Origin of the sequence: Brevundimonas sp., from assembly GCF_031412435.1 — a bacterium.
Lineage (GTDB): Bacteria > Pseudomonadota > Alphaproteobacteria > Caulobacterales > Caulobacteraceae > Brevundimonas.
Window position 1 is genome coordinate 14,139 of record NZ_JANODA010000088.1, and the last position, 18,306, is coordinate 32,444.

Annotated in this window: 15 protein-coding genes; 6 read left to right on the forward strand and 9 right to left on the reverse strand. The window is 68.1% G+C overall.

The features are described 5' to 3' along the window. Positions 1 to 22: 22 nt before the first annotated feature. The 4 genes from RMO01_RS17760 (at position 23) to scpA (ending at position 5,823) form a co-directional block, all read left to right on the forward strand. Positions 23 to 835 (forward strand): fumarylacetoacetate hydrolase family protein, encoded by an 813-nt coding sequence (locus RMO01_RS17760; RefSeq protein ID WP_309630394.1) that lies wholly within the window; start codon positions 23 to 25, stop codon positions 833 to 835. Between the two features lie 77 nt (positions 836 to 912). Continuing rightward, positions 913 to 2,223 carry an MFS transporter gene (locus tag RMO01_RS17765; RefSeq protein WP_309630395.1) on the forward strand — a complete coding sequence of 437 codons (1,311 nt, stop codon included), beginning with the start codon at positions 913 to 915 and terminating at the stop codon, positions 2,221 to 2,223. A gap of 70 nt (positions 2,224 to 2,293) precedes the next feature. Then, positions 2,294 to 3,682, forward strand: a complete 1,389-nt coding sequence (locus tag RMO01_RS17770) for a methylmalonyl-CoA mutase family protein (RefSeq protein WP_309630396.1) — start codon at positions 2,294 to 2,296, stop codon at positions 3,680 to 3,682. After that, entirely contained in the window at positions 3,679 to 5,823 is a 2,145-nt protein-coding gene (gene scpA, locus RMO01_RS17775; protein WP_309630397.1) for a methylmalonyl-CoA mutase, read from the forward strand. The genes RMO01_RS17770 and scpA overlap by 4 nt, the downstream gene beginning before the upstream one ends. Before the next feature lie 8 nt (positions 5,824 to 5,831). On the opposite strand, the gene RMO01_RS17780 is transcribed toward scpA, so the two are convergent. The 5 genes from RMO01_RS17780 to RMO01_RS17800 all read right to left on the reverse strand — a co-directional run bounded on the left by RMO01_RS17780 (position 5,832) and on the right by RMO01_RS17800 (position 11,382). Next, the gene (locus RMO01_RS17780; RefSeq protein WP_309630398.1) at positions 5,832 to 6,242 is read right to left on the reverse strand and encodes a hypothetical protein; all 411 of its coding nucleotides are present in this window, start codon (positions 6,240 to 6,242) and stop codon (positions 5,832 to 5,834) included. Further along, positions 6,218 to 8,083: an FAD-dependent 5-carboxymethylaminomethyl-2-thiouridine(34) oxidoreductase MnmC gene (mnmC, locus tag RMO01_RS17785; RefSeq protein ID WP_309630399.1), complete on the reverse strand. Its 1,866-nt coding sequence runs from the start codon at positions 8,081 to 8,083 to the stop codon at positions 6,218 to 6,220. The genes RMO01_RS17780 and mnmC overlap by 25 nt, the downstream gene beginning before the upstream one ends. A 116-nt stretch (positions 8,084 to 8,199) precedes the next feature. Beyond that, a complete protein-coding gene (locus RMO01_RS17790) occupies positions 8,200 to 8,478 on the reverse strand; it encodes a hypothetical protein (protein WP_309630400.1) in 279 nt (92 codons plus the stop codon). A gap of 165 nt (positions 8,479 to 8,643) precedes the next feature. After that, positions 8,644 to 9,513, reverse strand: a complete 870-nt coding sequence (gene motA, locus RMO01_RS17795; protein WP_309630401.1) for a flagellar motor stator protein MotA — start codon at positions 9,511 to 9,513, stop codon at positions 8,644 to 8,646. Between the two features lie 69 nt (positions 9,514 to 9,582). Continuing rightward, a complete protein-coding gene (locus RMO01_RS17800) occupies positions 9,583 to 11,382 on the reverse strand; it encodes a long-chain-acyl-CoA synthetase (protein ID WP_309630426.1) in 1,800 nt (599 codons plus the stop codon). Positions 11,383 to 11,740: 358 nt separating this feature from the next. Here RMO01_RS17800 and RMO01_RS17805 point away from each other — a divergent pair, with 358 nt between their 5' ends. Beyond that, complete coding sequence (locus tag RMO01_RS17805; RefSeq protein WP_309630402.1) at positions 11,741 to 12,280, forward strand: hypothetical protein; 540 nt, start codon at positions 11,741 to 11,743, stop codon at positions 12,278 to 12,280. A gap of 58 nt (positions 12,281 to 12,338) precedes the next feature. On the opposite strand, the gene RMO01_RS17810 is transcribed toward RMO01_RS17805, so the two are convergent. From RMO01_RS17810 to RMO01_RS17820, 3 genes are all read right to left on the reverse strand, one after another. Then, positions 12,339 to 13,658: a sorbosone dehydrogenase family protein gene (locus RMO01_RS17810; protein WP_309630403.1), complete on the reverse strand. Its 1,320-nt coding sequence runs from the start codon at positions 13,656 to 13,658 to the stop codon at positions 12,339 to 12,341. Positions 13,659 to 13,668: 10 nt separating this feature from the next. Next, on the reverse strand, positions 13,669 to 14,208 hold the full coding sequence (locus RMO01_RS17815) for a lipocalin family protein (protein ID WP_309630404.1): 540 nt from the start codon (positions 14,206 to 14,208) through the stop codon (positions 13,669 to 13,671). Positions 14,209 to 14,283: 75 nt separating this feature from the next. Next, positions 14,284 to 15,201 (reverse strand): DUF1206 domain-containing protein, encoded by a 918-nt coding sequence (locus RMO01_RS17820; protein ID WP_309630405.1) that lies wholly within the window; start codon positions 15,199 to 15,201, stop codon positions 14,284 to 14,286. Positions 15,202 to 15,472: 271 nt separating this feature from the next. Between RMO01_RS17820 and RMO01_RS17825 the strand changes: the two genes are divergently transcribed. Beyond that, complete coding sequence (locus RMO01_RS17825) at positions 15,473 to 16,462, forward strand: histidine kinase dimerization/phosphoacceptor domain -containing protein (protein WP_309630406.1); 990 nt, start codon at positions 15,473 to 15,475, stop codon at positions 16,460 to 16,462. Between the two features lie 160 nt (positions 16,463 to 16,622). Here RMO01_RS17825 and RMO01_RS17830 read toward each other — a convergent pair whose 3' ends face one another. Further along, on the reverse strand, positions 16,623 to 18,236 hold the full coding sequence (locus tag RMO01_RS17830; RefSeq protein WP_309630407.1) for an NAD(P)/FAD-dependent oxidoreductase: 1,614 nt from the start codon (positions 18,234 to 18,236) through the stop codon (positions 16,623 to 16,625). Positions 18,237 to 18,306 lie beyond the last annotated feature (70 nt).

The window sequence follows — 18,306 nt, forward strand, 5'->3', positions numbered from 1 at the left end:
ATCATCATTCGGCGGTCGCGGCATGAGCGCGGTGAACGCCCAGGGCCTGAACGACAGTGTGTCGGACATCGCCGCACGCTTCGTCGACGCGCGCCTGACCCGGACCGCCCTGCCGGACTATCCGGGCCAGCGGCCGCTCGACATGGCCACCGCCTATGCGACCCAGGAAGCGGCCATTGGCCTGTTCCCTGACGAGATCATCGGCTGGAAGGTCGGCATGGTGCCGCCGGCCCAGCAGCCGACCCTGAAGATTCACCGCCTCGCGGGCCCGATCTTCAGCCGCAACGTCTGGACCGCCTCGTCCGGGCCGACACCCCTTCCGGCCATTCCCGGCGGGTTCGCGGCGGTCGAGGCCGAGTTCGTCGCCCGCATCGGCAAGGTTGATCCGGCCAAGCTGGACTGGACCCTGGAAGAAGCGACCGCCGCCATCGTCGCCATGCATATCGGCGTCGAACTGGCCGCCAGCGCCCTGCCGACCATCAACGATCTCGGCTCGGCCGTTGTGGCCTCCGACTTCGGCAACAACGGCGGCCTGGTGCTGGGCGCCGAGATCGAGGACTGGGCCGCACGCCTGGACGGCATCGAGGTGCAGACGATCATCGACGGACAGGTCATCGGCACGGCCACGGCCGCTGCTATCCCCATGGGGATTCTGGAATCGGTCCGTTTCCTGATCGAACATCTGGCCCGTCGCGGACGGCCGGTGACCGAGGGAACCCTCATCTCCACGGGCGCCGTCACTGGCGTGCACAGCGTCGATATCGGCGCTCAATCCGTCTGCGCCTTCTCGGGTGTCGGCGAAATTCATTGCACGGTCGTAGCGGCCGAGGCGTAGTTCAACCATCCCGGAACCCGGCGCGCCGCTCGCGGTGACAAGAAGGGTCAGGGCACGGAAACAGTAAGGACGGGGCCATGACAGACGCCACTTCGGCCAAGGTCGAACCAATCCAGATCCAGCCGCCGTCAGGCAGATACCGCTGGGTGGTGGTCTGGTTGCTGTTCGCGGCCATGGTCATCAACTACGTCGACCGTCAGGCGCTGGGCGTCCTGAAGCCGACGCTGATGGACGAGTTCGGCTGGACCGAAACCAACTTTGCCGACATCGTCTTCTGGTTTCAGGCGGCCTACGCCGTCTCCTACCTGCTGTGGGGGCGGCTGGTGGACAAGATCGGGGCCCGCTGGGGCTTCGGCATCGCCTTCATCATCTGGCAGATCGCCTTCCTCGCCCACGCCGGCATTCGCAGCCTGAATACCGCCATCATCGCCCGGGTGGCGCTGGGTATCGGTGAAGGCGGCGGCTTCCCGGCGGGCATCAAGGCCGTGACGGAGTGGTTCCCCAAGAAGGAACGCGCCTTCGCGGTCGGCCTGTTCAACGCCGGCACCAACATCGGCGCCATCATCACCCCGCTGATCATTCCCCTCATCGCTTCGGTTTGGCTCGGCACGCCCGACGACCCGAACTGGCGCATGGCTCTGATCATTATCGGCGTGCTCGGGTTCCTGTGGGTCCCCGTCTGGTTCATGATCTATCGCCGCCCCAGCGAGCACAAGAAGGTCACCCCGGCCGAGCTGAACTGGATCGCCCAGGACGCGCCGGACCCGGCTCACAAGATCGGCTGGTTGAAGCTGCTGACGGTCAAGGAAACCTGGGCCTATGCGCTCGGCAAGTTCCTGATCGATCCGATCTGGTGGTTCTTCCTGTTCTGGCTGCCGGGCTTCCTCGGCGCCCAGTACGACCTGAACCTGCTCACTTTCGGTCCGCCTCTGATCGCCATCTATCTGCTCTCGGACGTCGGTTCGATCGGCGGAGGCTGGCTGTCGGGACAGTTCCTGAAACGGGGCATGAGCCTGGGGTCGGCACGCAAACTGACCATGCTGATCTGCGCTCTCGCCGTTACGCCGGTCGCCTTCGCGGGCAATATCGACAACATGTGGCTGGCGGTTCTGGTCATCGGCATCGCCACCGCGGCCCACCAGGGCTTCTCAGCCAACCTCTACGCCATGCCGGGCGACGTCTTCCCCCGCTCGGCTGTGGGCTCCGTGGTCGGCATCGGCGGCATGATCGGCGGCTTCGGCGGCATGGCCATGGCCAAATACGCCGGTTACGTCCTCGACCAGATCGGCAGTTACACGCCGATCTTCATCGTCGCCGCCTCGGCCTACCTGATCGCTCTCCTGGTCATCCACCTCCTGTCGCCGCGCTACGAGCCGGCCAAGGTCTGAAGCTAGCCGGACTGGACGGATCAGGGCGGGAGTCGCAATAGAGCGGCTCCCGCCTTTTTTCGGAGTCCGCATGTCCAACGCCTTCCCGATCCCGTCGCCCGCCGACTGGCGCGCCGAGGCCGAGAAGGCTCTGAAGGGCAGGCCGGTCGAGGGGCTGGTCCATCTCGACGCCGACCACCTGACGACCCGCCCGCTTTACGGCCGAGCCAATGCGACGGAGGCGGTCTTCGCCCCCCGGACCTCGGACGCCGACGGCCGCCCCTGGGACCTGCGCACCCAGGTCGAGGGCGATGACCCTGAGGCCGCCAACGCAGCCGTCCTCGCCGACCTCGAAGGCGGCGCCGCCTCTGTCATCCTGTCAGGAACGGTCCTGGCCGATTCAGAGCCGCTCGGCCGGACTCTCAACGGCGTGGCGCTGGAGTTGGCGCCCGTCGGTCTCGACGCCGGTCTCGCCGGCCCTGACGCCGCCAACGCCCTGGCCGTCGTCGCCAAGGGCTCGCCGCGCGCGAAGCTGATGTTCCACATGGATCCTCTGACGGCCTTCGCCGAAACGGGCGGATCGCCCCGGTCGATCGAGGAACATATCAGCCTCGCCGCCAACACCGCCGCCCGCCATGCCGGCGCCTATCCGGACGCCAGCTTCTTCCTCGCCACGGGCCGCGCCGCGCACGAGGCCGGAGGTTCCGCCGGTCAGGAACTCGGTTTCGCCGCCGCCGCCGCCACGGCTTATCTGAAGGCCGCCGTCGAGGCCGGCCTGCCCGTCGAGCGCGCGCTGTCCGGGACCGGCCTGGGCGTCAGCATCGACGCCGAATATTTCGACAGCCTGGCCAGGGTCCGGGCGCTGCGCCTCATCTGGCGCTCGATCGCCTCGGTCTACGGACACGAGACACCCGCCCGTATCGAAGCCCGCTCCTCGCGCCGCATGCTTGCGGCCAAGGATCCCTGGCCCAACCTTCTACGCCTCACCGCCGCCGGGTTCGCCGGCGCGGTCGGCGGCGCGGACGCCGTGGTGCTGGATGGCTTCAGCCGCGCCGTCGGTCGCCCCGACGCCTTCGCCCGCCGTCAGGCTCGCAACACCCAGCTGATCCTTATGGAGGAGGCGCACATCGGCCGCGTCGCCGACCCGGCCGCCGGCTCGTGGTTCCTCGACCACCGCACCCGCGACCTCGCCGAGGCCGGCTGGGCGGAATTCCAGCGCATCGAGCGGGAGGGCGGGATCGTCGCCTCCCTGCGCGGCGGCGCGCTCCAGCAGCGCATCGCCGCCTCCCGCATGGCGGGCAAGGCCGCTCTCTCGGACGGCGGCGGCCAGATGATCGGGGTGACGAAGTTCGTCGATGCCGACGTGCGGTCTGTCGCGGTCGAGACCTCTACCGCCGAACCATCCGGGTCCGGCGGCGACCGCTGTCCGCCCCTGCCGCCCCTCCGCTGGGCCGAAGCCTTCGAGGGAGAAGCGGCATGACCCATCCAGATTTCACCAGGGCCTCTCTCGACCTGTCGCCCCTCGCCGGCGCCCTTGACCGCGCCCCGATCCGCACGCCCGAAGGCATCGACATCGCCCCCGTCTACGATGCGGCGGCCATCGCAAACCTCGACTTCACCGACGGCCTGCCCGGCTTCGCCCCGTTCGTGCGCGGCCCCTATCCGACCATGTATGCGTCCAACCCCTGGACCGTGCGCCAGTACGCCGGTTTCTCCACCGCCGAGGCCTCCAACGCCTTCTACCGCCGCAACCTCGCGGCCGGTCAGAAGGGACTGTCCATCGCTTTCGACCTAGCCACCCACCGGGGCTACGATTCCGACCACCCGCGCGTCGCCGGCGATGTGGGCATGGCGGGGGTCGCGATCGATTCCATCCTCGACATGCGGACCCTGTTCGACGGCATCCCGCTCGACCAGATGTCGGTCTCGATGACCATGAACGGCGCCGTCCTGCCGATCCTGGCCCTCTATGTCGTCGCGGCGGAAGAGCAGGGCGTCGAGCACAAGACCCTGACCGGGACCATCCAGAACGACATCCTCAAGGAGTTCATGGTCCGGAACACCTACATCTATCCGCCCGGCCCCTCGATGCGGATCATCGCCGACATCTTCGCCTGGACGGCGCAGGAGACCCCGAAGTTCAACTCCATCTCCATCAGCGGCTATCACATGCAGGAGGCCGGAGCCTCCGCCGATCTGGAGCTGGCCTACACCCTGTCGGACGGGCTGGAATACATCCGCGCCGGGGTCGCGGCGGGCATGGAGGTCGACCGGTTCGCCCCGCGCCTGAGCTTCTTCTGGGCCATCGGCATGGACTATTTCATGGAGGTGGCGAAGCTCCGCGCCGGCCGCCTGCTCTGGGCCGAGGCGGTCCAGGCCGAGTTCGCGCCGAAGGACCAACGCAGCCTGTCTCTGCGGGCCCACTGCCAGACCTCGGGCTGGTCGCTGGCGGCCCAGGACGTGTTCAACAATGTGCCCCGCACCATGGTCGAGGCCATGGCGGCGGCAGGCGGCCAGACCCAGTCGCTGCACACCAATTCGCTGGACGAGGCCCTGGCCCTGCCGACGGATTTCTCGGCCCGGATCGCGCGCAACACCCAGCTGTTGCTGCAACTCGAGACCGGCCTGACCAAGGTCATCGACCCCTGGGGCGGCAGCTTCTTCGTCGAACGCCTGACCCACGAGCTGGCCGAGCGGGCGCGCGCGCATATGGCCGAGGTGCGCGAACTGGGCGGCATGGCGAAGGCCATCGAGGCCGGCCTGCCCAAGCTCCGCATCGAGGAAGCCGCCGCCAGGACACAGGCCCGCATCGATACCGGCCAGCAGACCGTGGTCGGGGTGAACCGCTATCTCAACGATACGCCCGACGACATCCCGGTGCTCAAGGTTGACAACGCCGCCGTCCTCTCAGCCCAGATCGACAAGCTGAAACGTCTCCGCGCCGAACGCGACGAGGCGAAATGCCAGGCCGCTCTCACCGCCCTGACCGAGGGCGCGAAGGGCTCGGACAATTTGCTGGAGCTCTGCGTCCGCGCAGGCCGCGCCCACGCCACGGTCGGCGAGATGTCCGATGCGCTCGAGGCCGCCTTCGGTCGCCACGTCGCCACGGTGAAGACGGTCTCAGGCGTCTACGCCCGCGAGGCCGGCAAGGACCCGAAGATCTCCCGCGCCCGCGACATGGTCGCCGCCTTCGTCGAGAACGACGGCGGCCCCCCGCGCATCCTGATCGCCAAACTGGGACAGGACGGTCACGACCGGGGCCAGAAAGTCGTGGCCACCGCCTATGGCGACCTCGGTCTCGACGCCGTCGCCGGCCCGCTGTTCCAGACGCCGGAGGAGGCCGCGCGCGACGCCGTCGCCAACAACGTCCACGTCGTCGGGGCCTCGTCGCTGGCGGCCGGACACCTGACGCTGGTGCCCGCCCTGAAAGCCGAGCTGGAGAAGCTGGGTCGGCCGGACATCATGATCACCGTCGGCGGCGTCATCCCGCCAAGCGACGTCCAGACCCTGATCGACATGGGCGCTGCCGCCGTCTACCCGCCCGGCTCCGTCATCGCCGACACGGCCATCGACCTGATCGAGAAGCTGAACCAGCGCCTGGGTTACGCCCAGAAGGCGTGAATCAGGCTCTAGGGTCGCTGGCGGGCCGGCAGGGCGTCGACGTCGGCCTGGGTCAGAGAGCGTTCGACGCGGGCGAGGCATTGATCCGGGCCGAAGCGGGCGTTCGGCACGACGATCCGTGCGCTGTCGCCGACGCACAGCTGGCTGCCCATGCCGGTCGCCGGGGTGATCGACAGGCTATTGGCCGACGCCACGTCGGGGCATCCGCCCGATCGGATCGCAAAGACCCCTCCGCCCAGCACCTTCACGTAAACCTGCTCGGTCTCGCCGCGGGTGAAATTGATGATCCGGTCCGGCTGGAAGCACTGACGCGCGCCCCCGCCGGGCAAACCGATACCAGAGCCGGGAGCCGAGCCTTCAGTCGGGGCGCAGGCCGCGAGCCCGGACAGGGCAATCAGGACCGCGATCGATCGGCGCATGCAGCGTCTCCTCTTTCGAACTGGACGCCGCGACCGTCCTCCTGCCTTGGGCGGGGCGCAAGGGCCGCTCGCGAGGGCGTGATCCTTTCGGCGACGTCGGACGGCAGGGGCGAGGGCTGTCCCGCGATCAGGGCGGCGACATGTTCGCCCAGCAACGGCGCGAGGCAGAAGCCGCGCGATCCCAGCCCGCCGAGAACGAACAGCCCGGGCTGACCGGGCAGGGGGCCCGCGATCGGCAGGCGGTCTCGAGTGGTCGCCCGGGTCGCGGCGCGAGAGCGGACCGCGTCCGGCGTGATGTTCCCCGCCAGCTGCGGCAGACGCGCGGCGAGCGCGGCGAGGTTCCGCTCCGTATCGGCCGGACGGACCTCCGTCCCGGTGTCGCCCCGGTCGTGGGTGGCCCCGAACAGGAAGCCCGTCCCGGTCGGCGCGACATAGCCGCCCCAGGCCATCGCATTCGGCGCCTCGCTCGCTTCGACCCATTCGGCCTGTCCCCGCACCGGCGACAGCGACAACTCCGGCGTCAGGGCGGCGTTGCCCGCTCCGGCGCAGAACACGACCGCCTCCGCCTCGGCCAGAACGGCGCCGGTCGCATCGAGAACCCGCCATCCCCCCGCATGGGGCTCGACGCGCGTCGCCTTGCCCTGGCGCACGGCGTCGGGCGCGAGCCAGGCCGACAGGATGGCGTGCGGCGCGACGACGAAGGCGGAGCCCATACGCAGCCCCGGGCCTTCGGCAGGCTCCCCGGCGATGCGCGAGGCTTCGGCGCCGTCCGTCAATGTCATCGCGCCGTCGACCCAGACCGGTTGGGCGGCGATACGCTCGAAGCGCCGCGCGTCTCGCTCCGTGCCCGCGAGTTGAAGAACGTCGCGCGCGACGACGGCGCCAGGCACGGGACCATACAGGGCGTCGGCCCGCTCCAGCGCCTGGGCGAACAATACTGCGACCGTCTCGTCGCCGAGGTCGAAGCGTGGGGTCACCAGTGAGGCCGGGAAGCCGGATGCGCCCGCGCCCGCACCAGCCGCTTCAATGACCACGGGAGCCATGCCTGCCACCGTCAGGGCGCGCGCCATGGCGGCTCCGGCGATCCCTGCGCCGATGACGATGACCGGGCGCAGAGGGAGAACAGCGGCGGGATCACCGGTGCGGCGCGCCTCGAGCCGTTCGCGCTTGCGACCATGGCCGGGGCGCTTCTCGACGGCGAAACCACGCTCACCCAGTCCTCGACGAACCACCCCGGCGACCGTGAAGGTCGCGGCGCGGGCGTCGGGCGCCGACTTCGCGGCGATCAGGTCGAAGACGGCTTCCGACCACATCCCCGGGTTCACCGAGGGCGCGAACCCGTCGAGGAACCAGGCGTCGGCGCGGCCCGTCCACTGAGCCAATGCCCACTCCGCGTCCCCCACGGCGAGATCCAGAACGGCGTGGAACTCCGGCAGGTCGATGCGGTGAAAGCCCGGGGTCGCGGCGGGCCAGCGGTCGACGAGGGCCGCCGTCGCCTCATGAATCCCGGGCCAGGCGGACAGCGCCCGGCGCGCCTGTCCTGCGTCCAGCGGATAGCCCTCGATCGAGAAGATGTGCAGTCGTCCGGCTTCGGGGCGGCGCTCTCGCCACAGGTCGAGCAGGGCGGCGATGTTCAGCCCGCTGCCGAAGCCGAGTTCGGCCACCGTAAAGTCCCGCCGACCCGCCCAGGCGTTCGGCAGGTCGCAACCGTCCAGGAAGACGGCGCGCGTTTCAGCCAGCCCGTCTTCGGCCGAGAAATAGACGTCACCATACCGGCCGGAGCGCGGCTCTCCGACCTCTGTCCAGACCAGTTGCGGGTCGCGGTCATCCGTATTGGTCATTGCGGGGTCTATAGGCGGCGCGGCGCATCGCGGGCACGAAAAAAGGGACCGCCCGGAGGCGATCCCTTTCCGCCGAGCGACGCTGTGCGCCGCTCGAATACTGAGACCGTGAGGTCTTAGTGGGCGGCCGGCTTCTCAGCGGCCGGGGCAGCGGCGGCGGCCGGGGCCGGAGCCATGGCGGCATCGGCGGCCGGAGCAGCGGCGGCAGCGGCTTCACCAGCGGCGGCAGCAGCGTCCGTGGCGGCAGCGTCGGCGGTCGCAGCAGCGTCCGTGGCGGTGTCGGCGGCGGCAGCGGCGTCGGCCGAAGCGTCAGCGGCCTTGTCTTCGGCGGCGGGTTGGCAAGCAGCCAGGGCCAGAGCGGCGGCCGAAGCGGCAATCAGGGCAACGATGCGCATGGGGTTATCCTCCTAGGGGTTTTTTGAGAGGGGTCATAAGACCTCTCCATCAGGGAGATAACGGGATCGTGAGCGGATTCGCAAGCTAAATCTCACGCGTTCGTGATCGTCCGTGTTCGCGGGCTCTTATGCCGTTTCAGCGAGCAGAAAGGCGGTGAGAAAGGGTCAGGCGTCGGCCGGGTTCGCCGAGAGATGCTCCTCCATTTCGGCGAACGAAGGCTGGGCGGACGAGGGGATGTCGCCACGGCCGATCTCCACCGAGATCTGGGCGGCGTTGCCGTGCAGGTGTGCGACCAGCACCGACTGGATGATCTTGTAGAAGGCGGCGTCGCCGTTGATGATGCCAGTAAGCCGTGTCGCCAGGGGTCCAACCAGTCCATAGGCCAGGAACACGCCGAGGAAGGTTCCGACCAGCGCCCCGCCGATCATTCCGCCCAGCACTTCCGGCGGTTCTGTGATGGCCGCCATCGTCTTGATCACCCCCAGAACGGCCGCGACGATGCCCAGGGCGGGCAGGGCGTCGGCCATGTTCTGAAGCGCATGCGCGGGCTCTAGCGCCTCGTGATGATGCTTCTCGAGCTGTTTTTCCATCGCATCCTCGATCTGGTGAGGATCCTCCAGGTTCATCGTCATCATCCGCAGGGTGTCGCAGATGAAGTCGGTGGCGAAGTGATCCTTCATCACCTTGGGGTATTTCTGGAAAATGGCGGACTCGCCCGGCTTCTCGATATGGCTTTCCAGGGCGATGACGCCCTTGGATTTCATGGTCTTGGTCAGGGCGAACAGCAGGCTGAGCAGATCCTTGTAGTCCTGCTTCTTCCATTTTGGTCCGGCGAACACACGGCCGAATCCGCCGGCCACGCCCTTCAATGTCGACGGGGCGTTGGAAATCAGCAGGGCAGCCACCGCGGCGCCGCCGATCATCATCATCTCGTAGGGCAGTGAGTGGAGGATGACCCCCATCTTGCCGCCCGCGATCGTGTAGCCGCCGAACACCATGGCGAACAGCACGACAATACCGATGATCTGAAACATGAAGCGGTCCGACGTCTCCGGGAGCAGAGACGCCGACCTTCGCCGTTAATGATTAACGGCCGCTTTAGGTCATAGTCGGTTGTGGCCGCTCTGGATCGCGGCGAACCCCTCGTCGGTCAGCTTGGTGTAGCCGGACTTGCCGCCCCGCACGTACACCTGCCCGTCGATCTTCTCAGGATTGAAGCCCTCGGCGACCAGATCGACCTTGCGGTATTTGAAGGTGCCCGTCGTTTCCAGCGTCTTGGCCAGCCGGACGAACACCGGCCGGGCGTAGTGGGGCAACTGTTCGTCGGCCCAGGCGGCGAACTCCTTGGCCGAGAAGCGGCCCTCGACCACCAGGGTGACCATGCCTGCCTTGCCCTCGGCTCCGGGTACGGGGACGCCATAGGCGATGACTTCCTTCACGCCCGGCGCATCGACCAGCCGCTGTTCGACCTCGGCGGTCGAGACATTCTCGCCCTTCCAGCGGAAGGTGTCGCCGATCCGGTCGATGAAGTAAAAATAGCCCTCGGAGTCCTGACGCATCAGGTCGCCGGTGCGGAACCAGCGATCCCCGCGCACAAAGACGTCGGTCAGGATCTTCTTCTCGGAGGCGGCCCTGTCGGCATAGCCTGAGAAATCGTGTCGGATGTCGTCGCCGATCTTGCCGATCGCCTCGCCAATTTCGCCGACCGACGCCTCCGAGACCAGGCCGCTGGCGTTGCGGATCGGTTCTTCGGTATCGACGTCGAAGGCGGCGAGGCGAATGTTGATCTGGTTCTTGAGGAATTTCGGCACCCGGCCGATGGAGCCCTGTTTGCCGTCAAAGTTGAACAGCGAGACGTTGCCCTCTGTCGAGCCGTAGAACTCAAGGATTTGCGGAATGGCGAACCGCGACTGGAAGTCCGGCCAGACGTCAGGCCGCAGGCCGTTGCCGTAGGCCAGGCGGATCTTGTGCCCCCGCTCGCCATCCTGCGGCGGGCAGTTGACCAGATAGCGGCACAGTTCGCCGATATAGACGAACATCGTGGCGCCCGAGGTGCTCACGTCCTGCCAGAAGCTGGAGGCCGAGAATTTCCGGCGCAGGATCAGCCGGCCGCCGTTCAGCAGGGCAGGGCCCACGCCGACCAGACCGCCGGTCGAGTGATACAGCGGCAGGACGTTGAAGATCCGGTCCGTCGGCGTCGATTCCGTGCAGCCGGCGAAGGCCCGCATGTAGGTCCGTGCCCGGGCGTGATGGATGCGAGCCGCCTTGGGCATGCCGGTCGTGCCGGAGGTGTAGATATAGAGGGCGGTATCGCGGTTGGTGATGCCGTCGCGGATGGCGCGGGTCGGGCGCACCGACGATCCGCTGCGCACCGCATTGTCGAGACCGCGCCGCTCGGACACCTCATCGGCGTCCTTCAGGCCCAGCACCCACAGCATCATGGTGCGGGAGACGAAGGGCCGGGCGTCCTCGCACTTCCGCCACGTCTCTTCGTCGGCCACGACCACGGCGACGCCGGCGATGTTGAGGCAATGCGCCAGCGTATGACCGGTCAGGTTGGTGTTGATCAGGGCCGTGGCGATGCCGGCCTTGGAGAACCCCATCCAGGCAGCGATGTATTCCGCACGGTTGGTCATCACCAGGCCGATGACGTCGGTCCGCCTCAGGTTCCGGCTGCGCGCCCAGTGGGCATACCGGTTCGCCATGCCGTCCAGGTCGCGATAGGTCAGCGACCGGTGCTCGTCCTCGACCGCGATATTGTCGGAGAACTTGTCGACGGCTTCCTCGAAGTCGTCGCAGACCAGCACGTCGCTATCCAGAGCGATCGGCTTGATGCGCTTCAGCAGCCGACGCAGACCGGCCGCGAACTTGAGATCGCGTCGGATATTGGCCGCCAGACCCATGGTCGCAGTCACTCCGTATGCAGGCGTAAGTCAGACCGGTGATGAACAACCGGCGGGACGGGGTCAACCGGCAGGCGAATCCGTAACGGTGGTCGGCGCCGTTTCCTCCCGGGCGTGGCGCCTTTGCGTCGGCGCCGCAGGGGAAGCCTGCGTCCAGGCTGGTTCCTAAGACATCGCAGGCCGCATCGCTCTGCAAGACTACACGTCGCTGACTGCAAAAACGGCCAAGGTTTGGTCGTGATCACCGTTGATCGCGGCTGGTTTGTGTCGATCACGGTGTTTCTTGAAGGCAGCATCGGTCTTCCGGAACCCTGATCGCTGACGGTAGTTCTATCGACCTAACCTTGGAGCAACACAGATGACTGTGACCTATACGGAAGAAGCCGTTCGAAACACTTCGGTCGAGGCCGATACCTTCGTGCCGCGCTACGCCCGCGCCAAGCGCGCGAAGAAGGGGGTGCGCACCTGGATGATCCTCGCCCCCATCGGCGCCCTGGCCCTGATCGGCGGCGGCGCCATCATGGTCATGGGCGGAGGAGCCGAGAGCCAGCCTCTGGTCGAGCCCGAACCTGTCGCACCCGCCGTCCAGCCACTCGTGGCCGCGCCGATGGAAAGTTCGGTCGCTCCGGCGGCTCTGACGACCGCGGCGGCCGCTCCGGCTCCGGTGGTCCGCGAAGCTCCGCCCGCCACGCCGCCCGCCGTCCGGCCTCGCGCCACTGCCGTGGAGCGTCGCGTCGCCCCGGCTGCAGTCGCGCCCCGCGCCGGGACCGCGGCTGAACCGACCGGTCCGCAGCCTTACAGCGCCTCGCCTTCCGAGGTGACCGTCCAGTCCCCGTTGTTGCCGGCCCTGCCAACGGCGCCGCGCGCCCCGGCCATCCAGACGGCCCCGCTGAACTAACCAGCGGTGAAGACAGAAAAGCCCCCGGTTCGCGCCGGGGGCTTTTTGCGGTCTGCAGTCAGCGCGCGGGCGCGACCCGCCAGATGACATTGCCCACGTCGTCGGCGACGAGCAGGGCGCCCAGCCGATCGACCTGCACCCCGACCGGCCGACCCATCGCCTCGCCGTCGTCGTTGAGGAAGCCGGTCAGGAAGTCCTGCGGCGCGCCCGATGGAACGCCATTGGCGAAGGGCACGAAGATCACCTTGTATCCGGCCTTGGGTTCCCGGTTCCACGACCCGTGCTGCCCCACGAAGGCGCCGTGGCTGTAAGCGGTCGGGAAGGCGTTCCCCACGTAGAAGGCCAGGCCCAGCGACGCTGTGTGCGCGCCCAGCGCATAATCCGGCGCGAGGGCCGAGGCGACCTTCGCCGGGTCCTGTGGCCGCACCCGCGCATCTATCGTCTGGCCGTAATAGCTGTACGGCCAGCCATAGAAGCCGCCATCCCGCACCGAGGTCATGTAGTCGGGCACCAGATCGTTCCCGAGCTCGTCCCGCTCGTTGACTGCGACCCACAGGGCGCGGCTGTCCGGCTGCCAGGCCATCCCGACCGGATTGCGCAGGCCGGAGGCGAAGATCCGCTGGGCCCCCGTCGCCACATCGATCTCGTGGATCGCCGCGCGGCCGACTTCCTCGTCCATGCCGTTCTCGCCGATGTTCGAGTTCGACCCGACCCCGACATAGAGCTTCGTCCCGTCCGCCGAGGCGACGAGGCTCTTGGTCCAGTGGTGGTTCCGACCGGCGGGCAGATCGGCGATCTTCGTCGCCGGGGCCGTGATCTGCGTCTGGCCCCCCTGGTAGGGGAAGGCGACGACGGCGTCGGCATTGGCCACGAACAGCCTGTCGCCGACCAGAGCCATGCCGAACGGGGAGGTCAGGTTCTCGAGGAAGGTCGACTTCGTCTCCGCGACCCCGTCCCCATCCGCATCGCGCAGCAGGATGATCCGGTTCGGGCTCGGCGGAGCCGCGCCCGCGCGTTTCATCACCAGACCCATAACCCAGCCGCGAATGCCGCCCGACTTGCCTTCGGGCTTCGGCGGCGCATTGGTCTCCGCGACCAGGATGTCGCCGTTGGGCAGGGCGTAGAGCCAGCGCGGATGGTCGAGGCCACTCGCGAAGGCCTGGACCCGGAAACCCTGCGGCGCGGTCGGCATGGCGCCGTCGGGCCAACCCACGGCCGGGGCTATGTTCACCGTCGGCGCCACCAGGTTCCTGTGCGGCTCGACCAGGGTCGGCTGGGCGCCATAGGTCGAGCCCTCCGGTGCGATTGGTCCGCTGCCGCAGGCCGCAAGCGTCAGGGCCGCCGCGCAGACCGTAAGAACGAGGGGGGCGTGGCGCATGGTTCGCATCCTAGAAGGCGGGGAATTCGAGGCGGCTGACATCATAGCCCAAGGCGCGGGCCCGCTCGACCAGGGCGGCGCGTTCGGCGGCGTCGGGAACTTCGCGCGTATAGATCCACAGCTTCTCGAACTTCGGATCCGACGAGATGAACCAGCTGTAGTCCTCCGCGTGATCCAGCACCCAGTATTCCCAGGTGATCAGGCCGCCGAGGTATCGGGCGCGCAGCTTGGCGTTGAAGCCCGGATCAAGGATCGTCCCCGACGCCCCGATGGCCTTCTCCGAGCCTTGCGGCGTGTCGCGCTGACAGGTGTCGCGCACTCCGATCCGCGTCGGCGACTGGACGACATAGGTCGTCGCCCCGGCCACGCAGCCGTCGGTCAGGCTCATGGGCAGACGGGCGATTTCCAGCCAGCGGCCGGTATAGAATCGTTCCAGATCGACGGCCCGCGCCGGCTGGGGCGCGCGGATCTGGTCCGCAGGGATGGAGGTGGCGCAGGCGCTGACGCCGACGACCGCCACGGCGGCCATGACCAGGGATCGGATCGACATCGGCAGTCCTCGCTTTGAATGGAAAACCACAGATACGTGCGCGGTTCCGTCCCCGGACGCATCGCCGACACAAGCCTATCCGGTCGCCAGATCCTTCGGCACCCGGATCCTTCGGAACCGCGCCTCGACGAAGGCATAGGCGCCGAAGGCGATCAACCCTGCGGCGGTCAGTCCCAGCATCAGATCGCCCCCCGGCTGTCGCTCCAGCGCCTCCAGGGCGGTGCCGAAGGTTTCGACCTTCGAAGACTGCGCCCGCCACCCCGCAAGCGTCGCGAACAGGGCCAGCGGCAGGTAAGCCAGACCCCGCGCGACATAGCCGACACGCGCCAGGGGCAAGACCCAGCGACAGACCGTCTTCGAACAGATCAGGGTCGCGCCGAAGTCGCTGATGATCCCCCTGACGACATTGCCGATCCCGACGCCCGCGATGACCAGGCCGATGATCATCAGCGTCGCGCCTCCGAACGGCAGTCCGAGCAGGACCGACGCCTTTTCCTGGTTCTCGGCCAGTTGCTCCGCGCCCATGTTCGAACCGACCTCGTCCAGCAGTTCGAACATGCCCGAGGCCAGAACGGCGTAGGCCAGCCCGCTGGCGGCCTGGGCCGCGCGCACGACCCATCCCTGCAGGTTCGAACCCTCGTGATCGACGTCGAAAACCGCCTGCAACACCCGCCAGCCGACGAAGGCCCACAGACCTGCGCCGATCAGGATCAGCCAAAGCCGCCCGAGCGGTTGCTGAGCCAGCACAGAGAGGACGCCGTGCGGATCGACCGCCTGTCCCCGCATGTCGAGGGCCGTGGCCAGCATCAGGATGCCGACCGAAACATAGACGAAGCCGTTGGCCGCGAAACCGAACCGTGACGAGGCTTCCAGCGCGTCGTGCAGACGCGGGAACCGGTCGCGCCATGTACGGCGTTTGCGAACGCGGTCGATCAGACGACCGACCTCCCTGCGGAGGCGGCCGATGCCGAGGTCGGGGAGGGATGCGGCCATGTCGTCTCGAACAAGCGGAGCCGTTCAACGCCGGAGGCGCCGTATCGCTCCCGGGCGGAAAACAGAATGCTGAGCCAGGGCGGGCAGCGTCACCTGCCCGGCGGGAGTTCAAGGTTCTTATCCGACCCCGAGCCGGTTTGGTCGCCCGCCCCCTTAAGGATCCGTCGAGAGTCCGGCATTGATCACAGCAGGCTCCCGGACTGGACTTCCTGAGGTGCAGCTTCGATAGGTGGAGCCAGCAGCCGCGCTTCCCGCGGCTGCCGGGGACCGCATGGATCAAGATGTCTTCCGACGCGCCGCCTGGCGCGGCTACCTGCTGGCCCTCGTCGCCTGGGGGGTCGCTTTCGCCGTGCGCCACGGGCTGGCGCAATGGTTCCCGCCGGGCTTTCCCTACCTGACCTTCTTCCCGGCCGTGGTGCTGGTGGCCTACTATGCCGGCCTGCGTCCTGCGATCCTGACCGCCACTCTGTCCGGCCTGACCGCCTGGTGGTTCTGGATCGGCCCGCAAGGTTTCGACCTCGGCGTCGCCACCCTGGTCGCCCTCGGCTTTTATATCTTCGTCGCGGCGGTCGACATCTTCTTCATCGTCGGCATGGACGGCGTATCACGGCGGCTGGCCCGCGAGGTCGAGCGCAACGCCGCCCTCGCGGAGAGCCGCGACATTCTCCTGCGGGAAGTGCAGCACCGGGTGTCCAACAATATCCAGGTGGTCAGTGCGCTGTTGAGTCTGGAAGCGCGCGCCGCAGCCGATCCGGGCGCCCGCAAGGTCTTGGCCGATGCCTCCGCCCGCACCGCCCTGGTCGCCCGCATCCAGAGAAGCCTGGCCGACGCCGAGCGGCAGGCCACCGCCTTCGAGGCCCTTGCCCGCTCCATCGTCGATGACGCGCTCAAGGCGGCCGCCCGCGACGATGTCGCCGTCTCCATCTCAAGCGGCGAGGTGGCGCTGTCGGCCGAGGAAGCCACGCCGGTCGTGCTGATTCTGCTGGAAAGCGTGAACAATGCTCTGGAGCACGCCTTCCCGGACCGTCCCGGCCGGATCACGATCGAGCTGAGGGACGACGGTCCTGATCGAACTCTGACCATCGCCGACGATGGCGTGGGCGTCTCCGAAACGGCGGCCGCCGAACCCGGCAGCATGGGGCTCAGGATCATCACCGCCCTGACACGACAACTGGGCGGGCAGTGGTCGCTTCGGTCGGCCGACCCCGGCGCATGCGCCCGGCTGTGCTGGCCCACGTCACCCGCGCCGCGCCAGACCTGATACCGCCACTCCCGGAAGCGCTCCGCCGCCAGGGCTTGCCATACCGCCCAAGGCGAACTCCTCAATCATCATCGCGCTCACTGCCCGGGGCCGCTCCATCGACGGCGACAACCAGAACGGCGTCCTCTTCCCGCTCATGGCGGACATCGACCCCGTCCGCCTACGCCGCGTCCCCGCCCACCATCGACCGGGCCACGGCCTCGGCCACCTTGATGCCGTCGACAGCGGCCGAGAGGATGCCGCCCGCATAGCCCGCGCCTTCGCCCGCCGGGAACAGGCCGCGCACGTTCAGGCTCTGGAAGTCGGCGCCGCGGGTCATGCGGATGGGGGAGGAACTGCGGGTCTCCACCCCCGTCAGGACCGCCTGGGCGTCGTCATAGCGGGCGATCTTGCGGCCGAAGACGGGCAGGGCCTCGCGCATGGCGGCGATCACATAGTCGGGCATCAGCGGCGCCAGATCGGTCGGGCGCACCCCCGGCTTGTAGCTGGGCGCCACCTCCCCCAACTCGGTCGAGGCGCGGCCCGCCAGGAAGTCGCCGACCAGTTGACCGGGCGCGAAATAGTCGCCGCCTCCTGCCGAATAGGCGCGGGTCTCCAGATCGCGCTGCAGTTCGATCCCCGCCAGCGGGTGGTCGCTCCCGTAATCCTCCGGCGAGATGCCGACCACGAAGCCGGAGTTGGCGTTCCGCTCGTTGCGCGAATACTGGCTCATGCCGTTGGTCACGACGCGGCCGGGCTCGCTGGTCGCCGCCACCACCGTGCCCCCCGGGCACATGCAGAAGCTGTAGACGGTGCGGCCGTTCGAGCAGTGGTGCGACAGCGTATAGGCCGCCGCGCCCAGATCGGGGTGTCCGGCGCAGGGGCCGAACATCGCCCGGTCGATCCACGACTGCGGATGCTCGATCCGGAAGCCGATCGAGAACGGCTTGGCCTCGATATGGACGCCCCGCTCATACAGCGTCTCGAACGTGTCGCGCGATGAGTGGCCGATGGCGAAGACCACGTGGTCCGCCTCGATGGTCTCGCCGGTGTGCAGGCGCACGCCCCGGATCGCGCCCTTTTCCAGTTCGATGTCGGTGACCCGGTGCTCGAACCGATACTCGCCGCCCAGGGCCTCGATCTTCTCGCGCATGGCCTCGACCATGGTCACCAGGCGGAAGGTGCCGATGTGCGGATGGGCCTCGGTCAGGATCTCTTCCGGCGCCCCGGCCTCGACGAACTCATGCAGCACCTTGCGGGCCAGGAATCGCGGATCCTTGATCTGGCTGTAGAGCTTGCCGTCGGAGAAGGTGCCCGCCCCGCCCTCGCCGTACTGGACATTGGATTCCGGGTGCAGCTTGCCCTTCCGCCACAGCTCCCAGGTGTCCTTCGTCCGTTCCCGCACCACCTTGCCGCGGTCCAGGATGATCGGCTTGAAGCCCATCTCGGCCAGGATCAGCCCGACGAACAGACCGCACGGCCCGGCCCCGATCACGACCGGTCTCAGGCGCTGATCCTTCGGCGCAACGGCGACATGCCGATAGGCGACGTCCGGCGTGGACTTCACATGCGGGTCGTCCTTGAAGCGGGCCAGCACCGCCGCCTCATCCGTCACCTCGACGTCGAGGATATAGACCTTCAGGACCGCCGACTTCTTGCGCGCGTCATGCGCCCGCTTCCAGATCGACCACGAGATCAGATCGCGCGCCGGCACGCCCAGACGCGCGGCGATCGCGGCGGGCAGGGCCTCCGGCGCATGGTCGAGAGGCAGTTTGAGTTCGGAGAGGCGCAACATCGGCGGCCTTGTAGCCGCTCGCGACGCTAAGCGCATGAGCCAACGTTCGCGTCGGTTTCTCGGCAAAAGG

What these genes read in the sequence shown, in the direction of transcription:
- RMO01_RS17760 (WP_309630394.1), top strand. Translation starts at nt 23, where the DNA reads ATGAGCGCGGTGAACGCCCAGGGCCTGAACGACAGTGTGTCGGACATC.
- RMO01_RS17765 (WP_309630395.1), top strand. Translation starts at nt 913, where the DNA reads ATGACAGACGCCACTTCGGCCAAGGTCGAACCAATCCAGATCCAGCCG.
- RMO01_RS17770 (WP_309630396.1), top strand. Translation starts at nt 2,294, where the DNA reads ATGTCCAACGCCTTCCCGATCCCGTCGCCCGCCGACTGGCGCGCCGAG.
- scpA (WP_309630397.1), top strand. Translation starts at nt 3,679, where the DNA reads ATGACCCATCCAGATTTCACCAGGGCCTCTCTCGACCTGTCGCCCCTC.
- RMO01_RS17780 (WP_309630398.1), bottom strand. Translation starts at nt 6,242, where the DNA reads ATGCGCCGATCGATCGCGGTCCTGATTGCCCTGTCCGGGCTCGCGGCC.
- mnmC (WP_309630399.1), bottom strand. Translation starts at nt 8,083, where the DNA reads ATGACCAATACGGATGACCGCGACCCGCAACTGGTCTGGACAGAGGTC.
- RMO01_RS17790 (WP_309630400.1), bottom strand. Translation starts at nt 8,478, where the DNA reads ATGCGCATCGTTGCCCTGATTGCCGCTTCGGCCGCCGCTCTGGCCCTG.
- motA (WP_309630401.1), bottom strand. Translation starts at nt 9,513, where the DNA reads ATGTTTCAGATCATCGGTATTGTCGTGCTGTTCGCCATGGTGTTCGGC.
- RMO01_RS17800 (WP_309630426.1), bottom strand. Translation starts at nt 11,382, where the DNA reads ATGGGTCTGGCGGCCAATATCCGACGCGATCTCAAGTTCGCGGCCGGT.
- RMO01_RS17805 (WP_309630402.1), top strand. Translation starts at nt 11,741, where the DNA reads ATGACTGTGACCTATACGGAAGAAGCCGTTCGAAACACTTCGGTCGAG.
- RMO01_RS17810 (WP_309630403.1), bottom strand. Translation starts at nt 13,658, where the DNA reads ATGCGCCACGCCCCCCTCGTTCTTACGGTCTGCGCGGCGGCCCTGACG.
- RMO01_RS17815 (WP_309630404.1), bottom strand. Translation starts at nt 14,208, where the DNA reads ATGTCGATCCGATCCCTGGTCATGGCCGCCGTGGCGGTCGTCGGCGTC.
- RMO01_RS17820 (WP_309630405.1), bottom strand. Translation starts at nt 15,201, where the DNA reads ATGGCCGCATCCCTCCCCGACCTCGGCATCGGCCGCCTCCGCAGGGAG.
- RMO01_RS17825 (WP_309630406.1), top strand. Translation starts at nt 15,473, where the DNA reads ATGGATCAAGATGTCTTCCGACGCGCCGCCTGGCGCGGCTACCTGCTG.
- RMO01_RS17830 (WP_309630407.1), bottom strand. Translation starts at nt 18,236, where the DNA reads ATGTTGCGCCTCTCCGAACTCAAACTGCCTCTCGACCATGCGCCGGAG.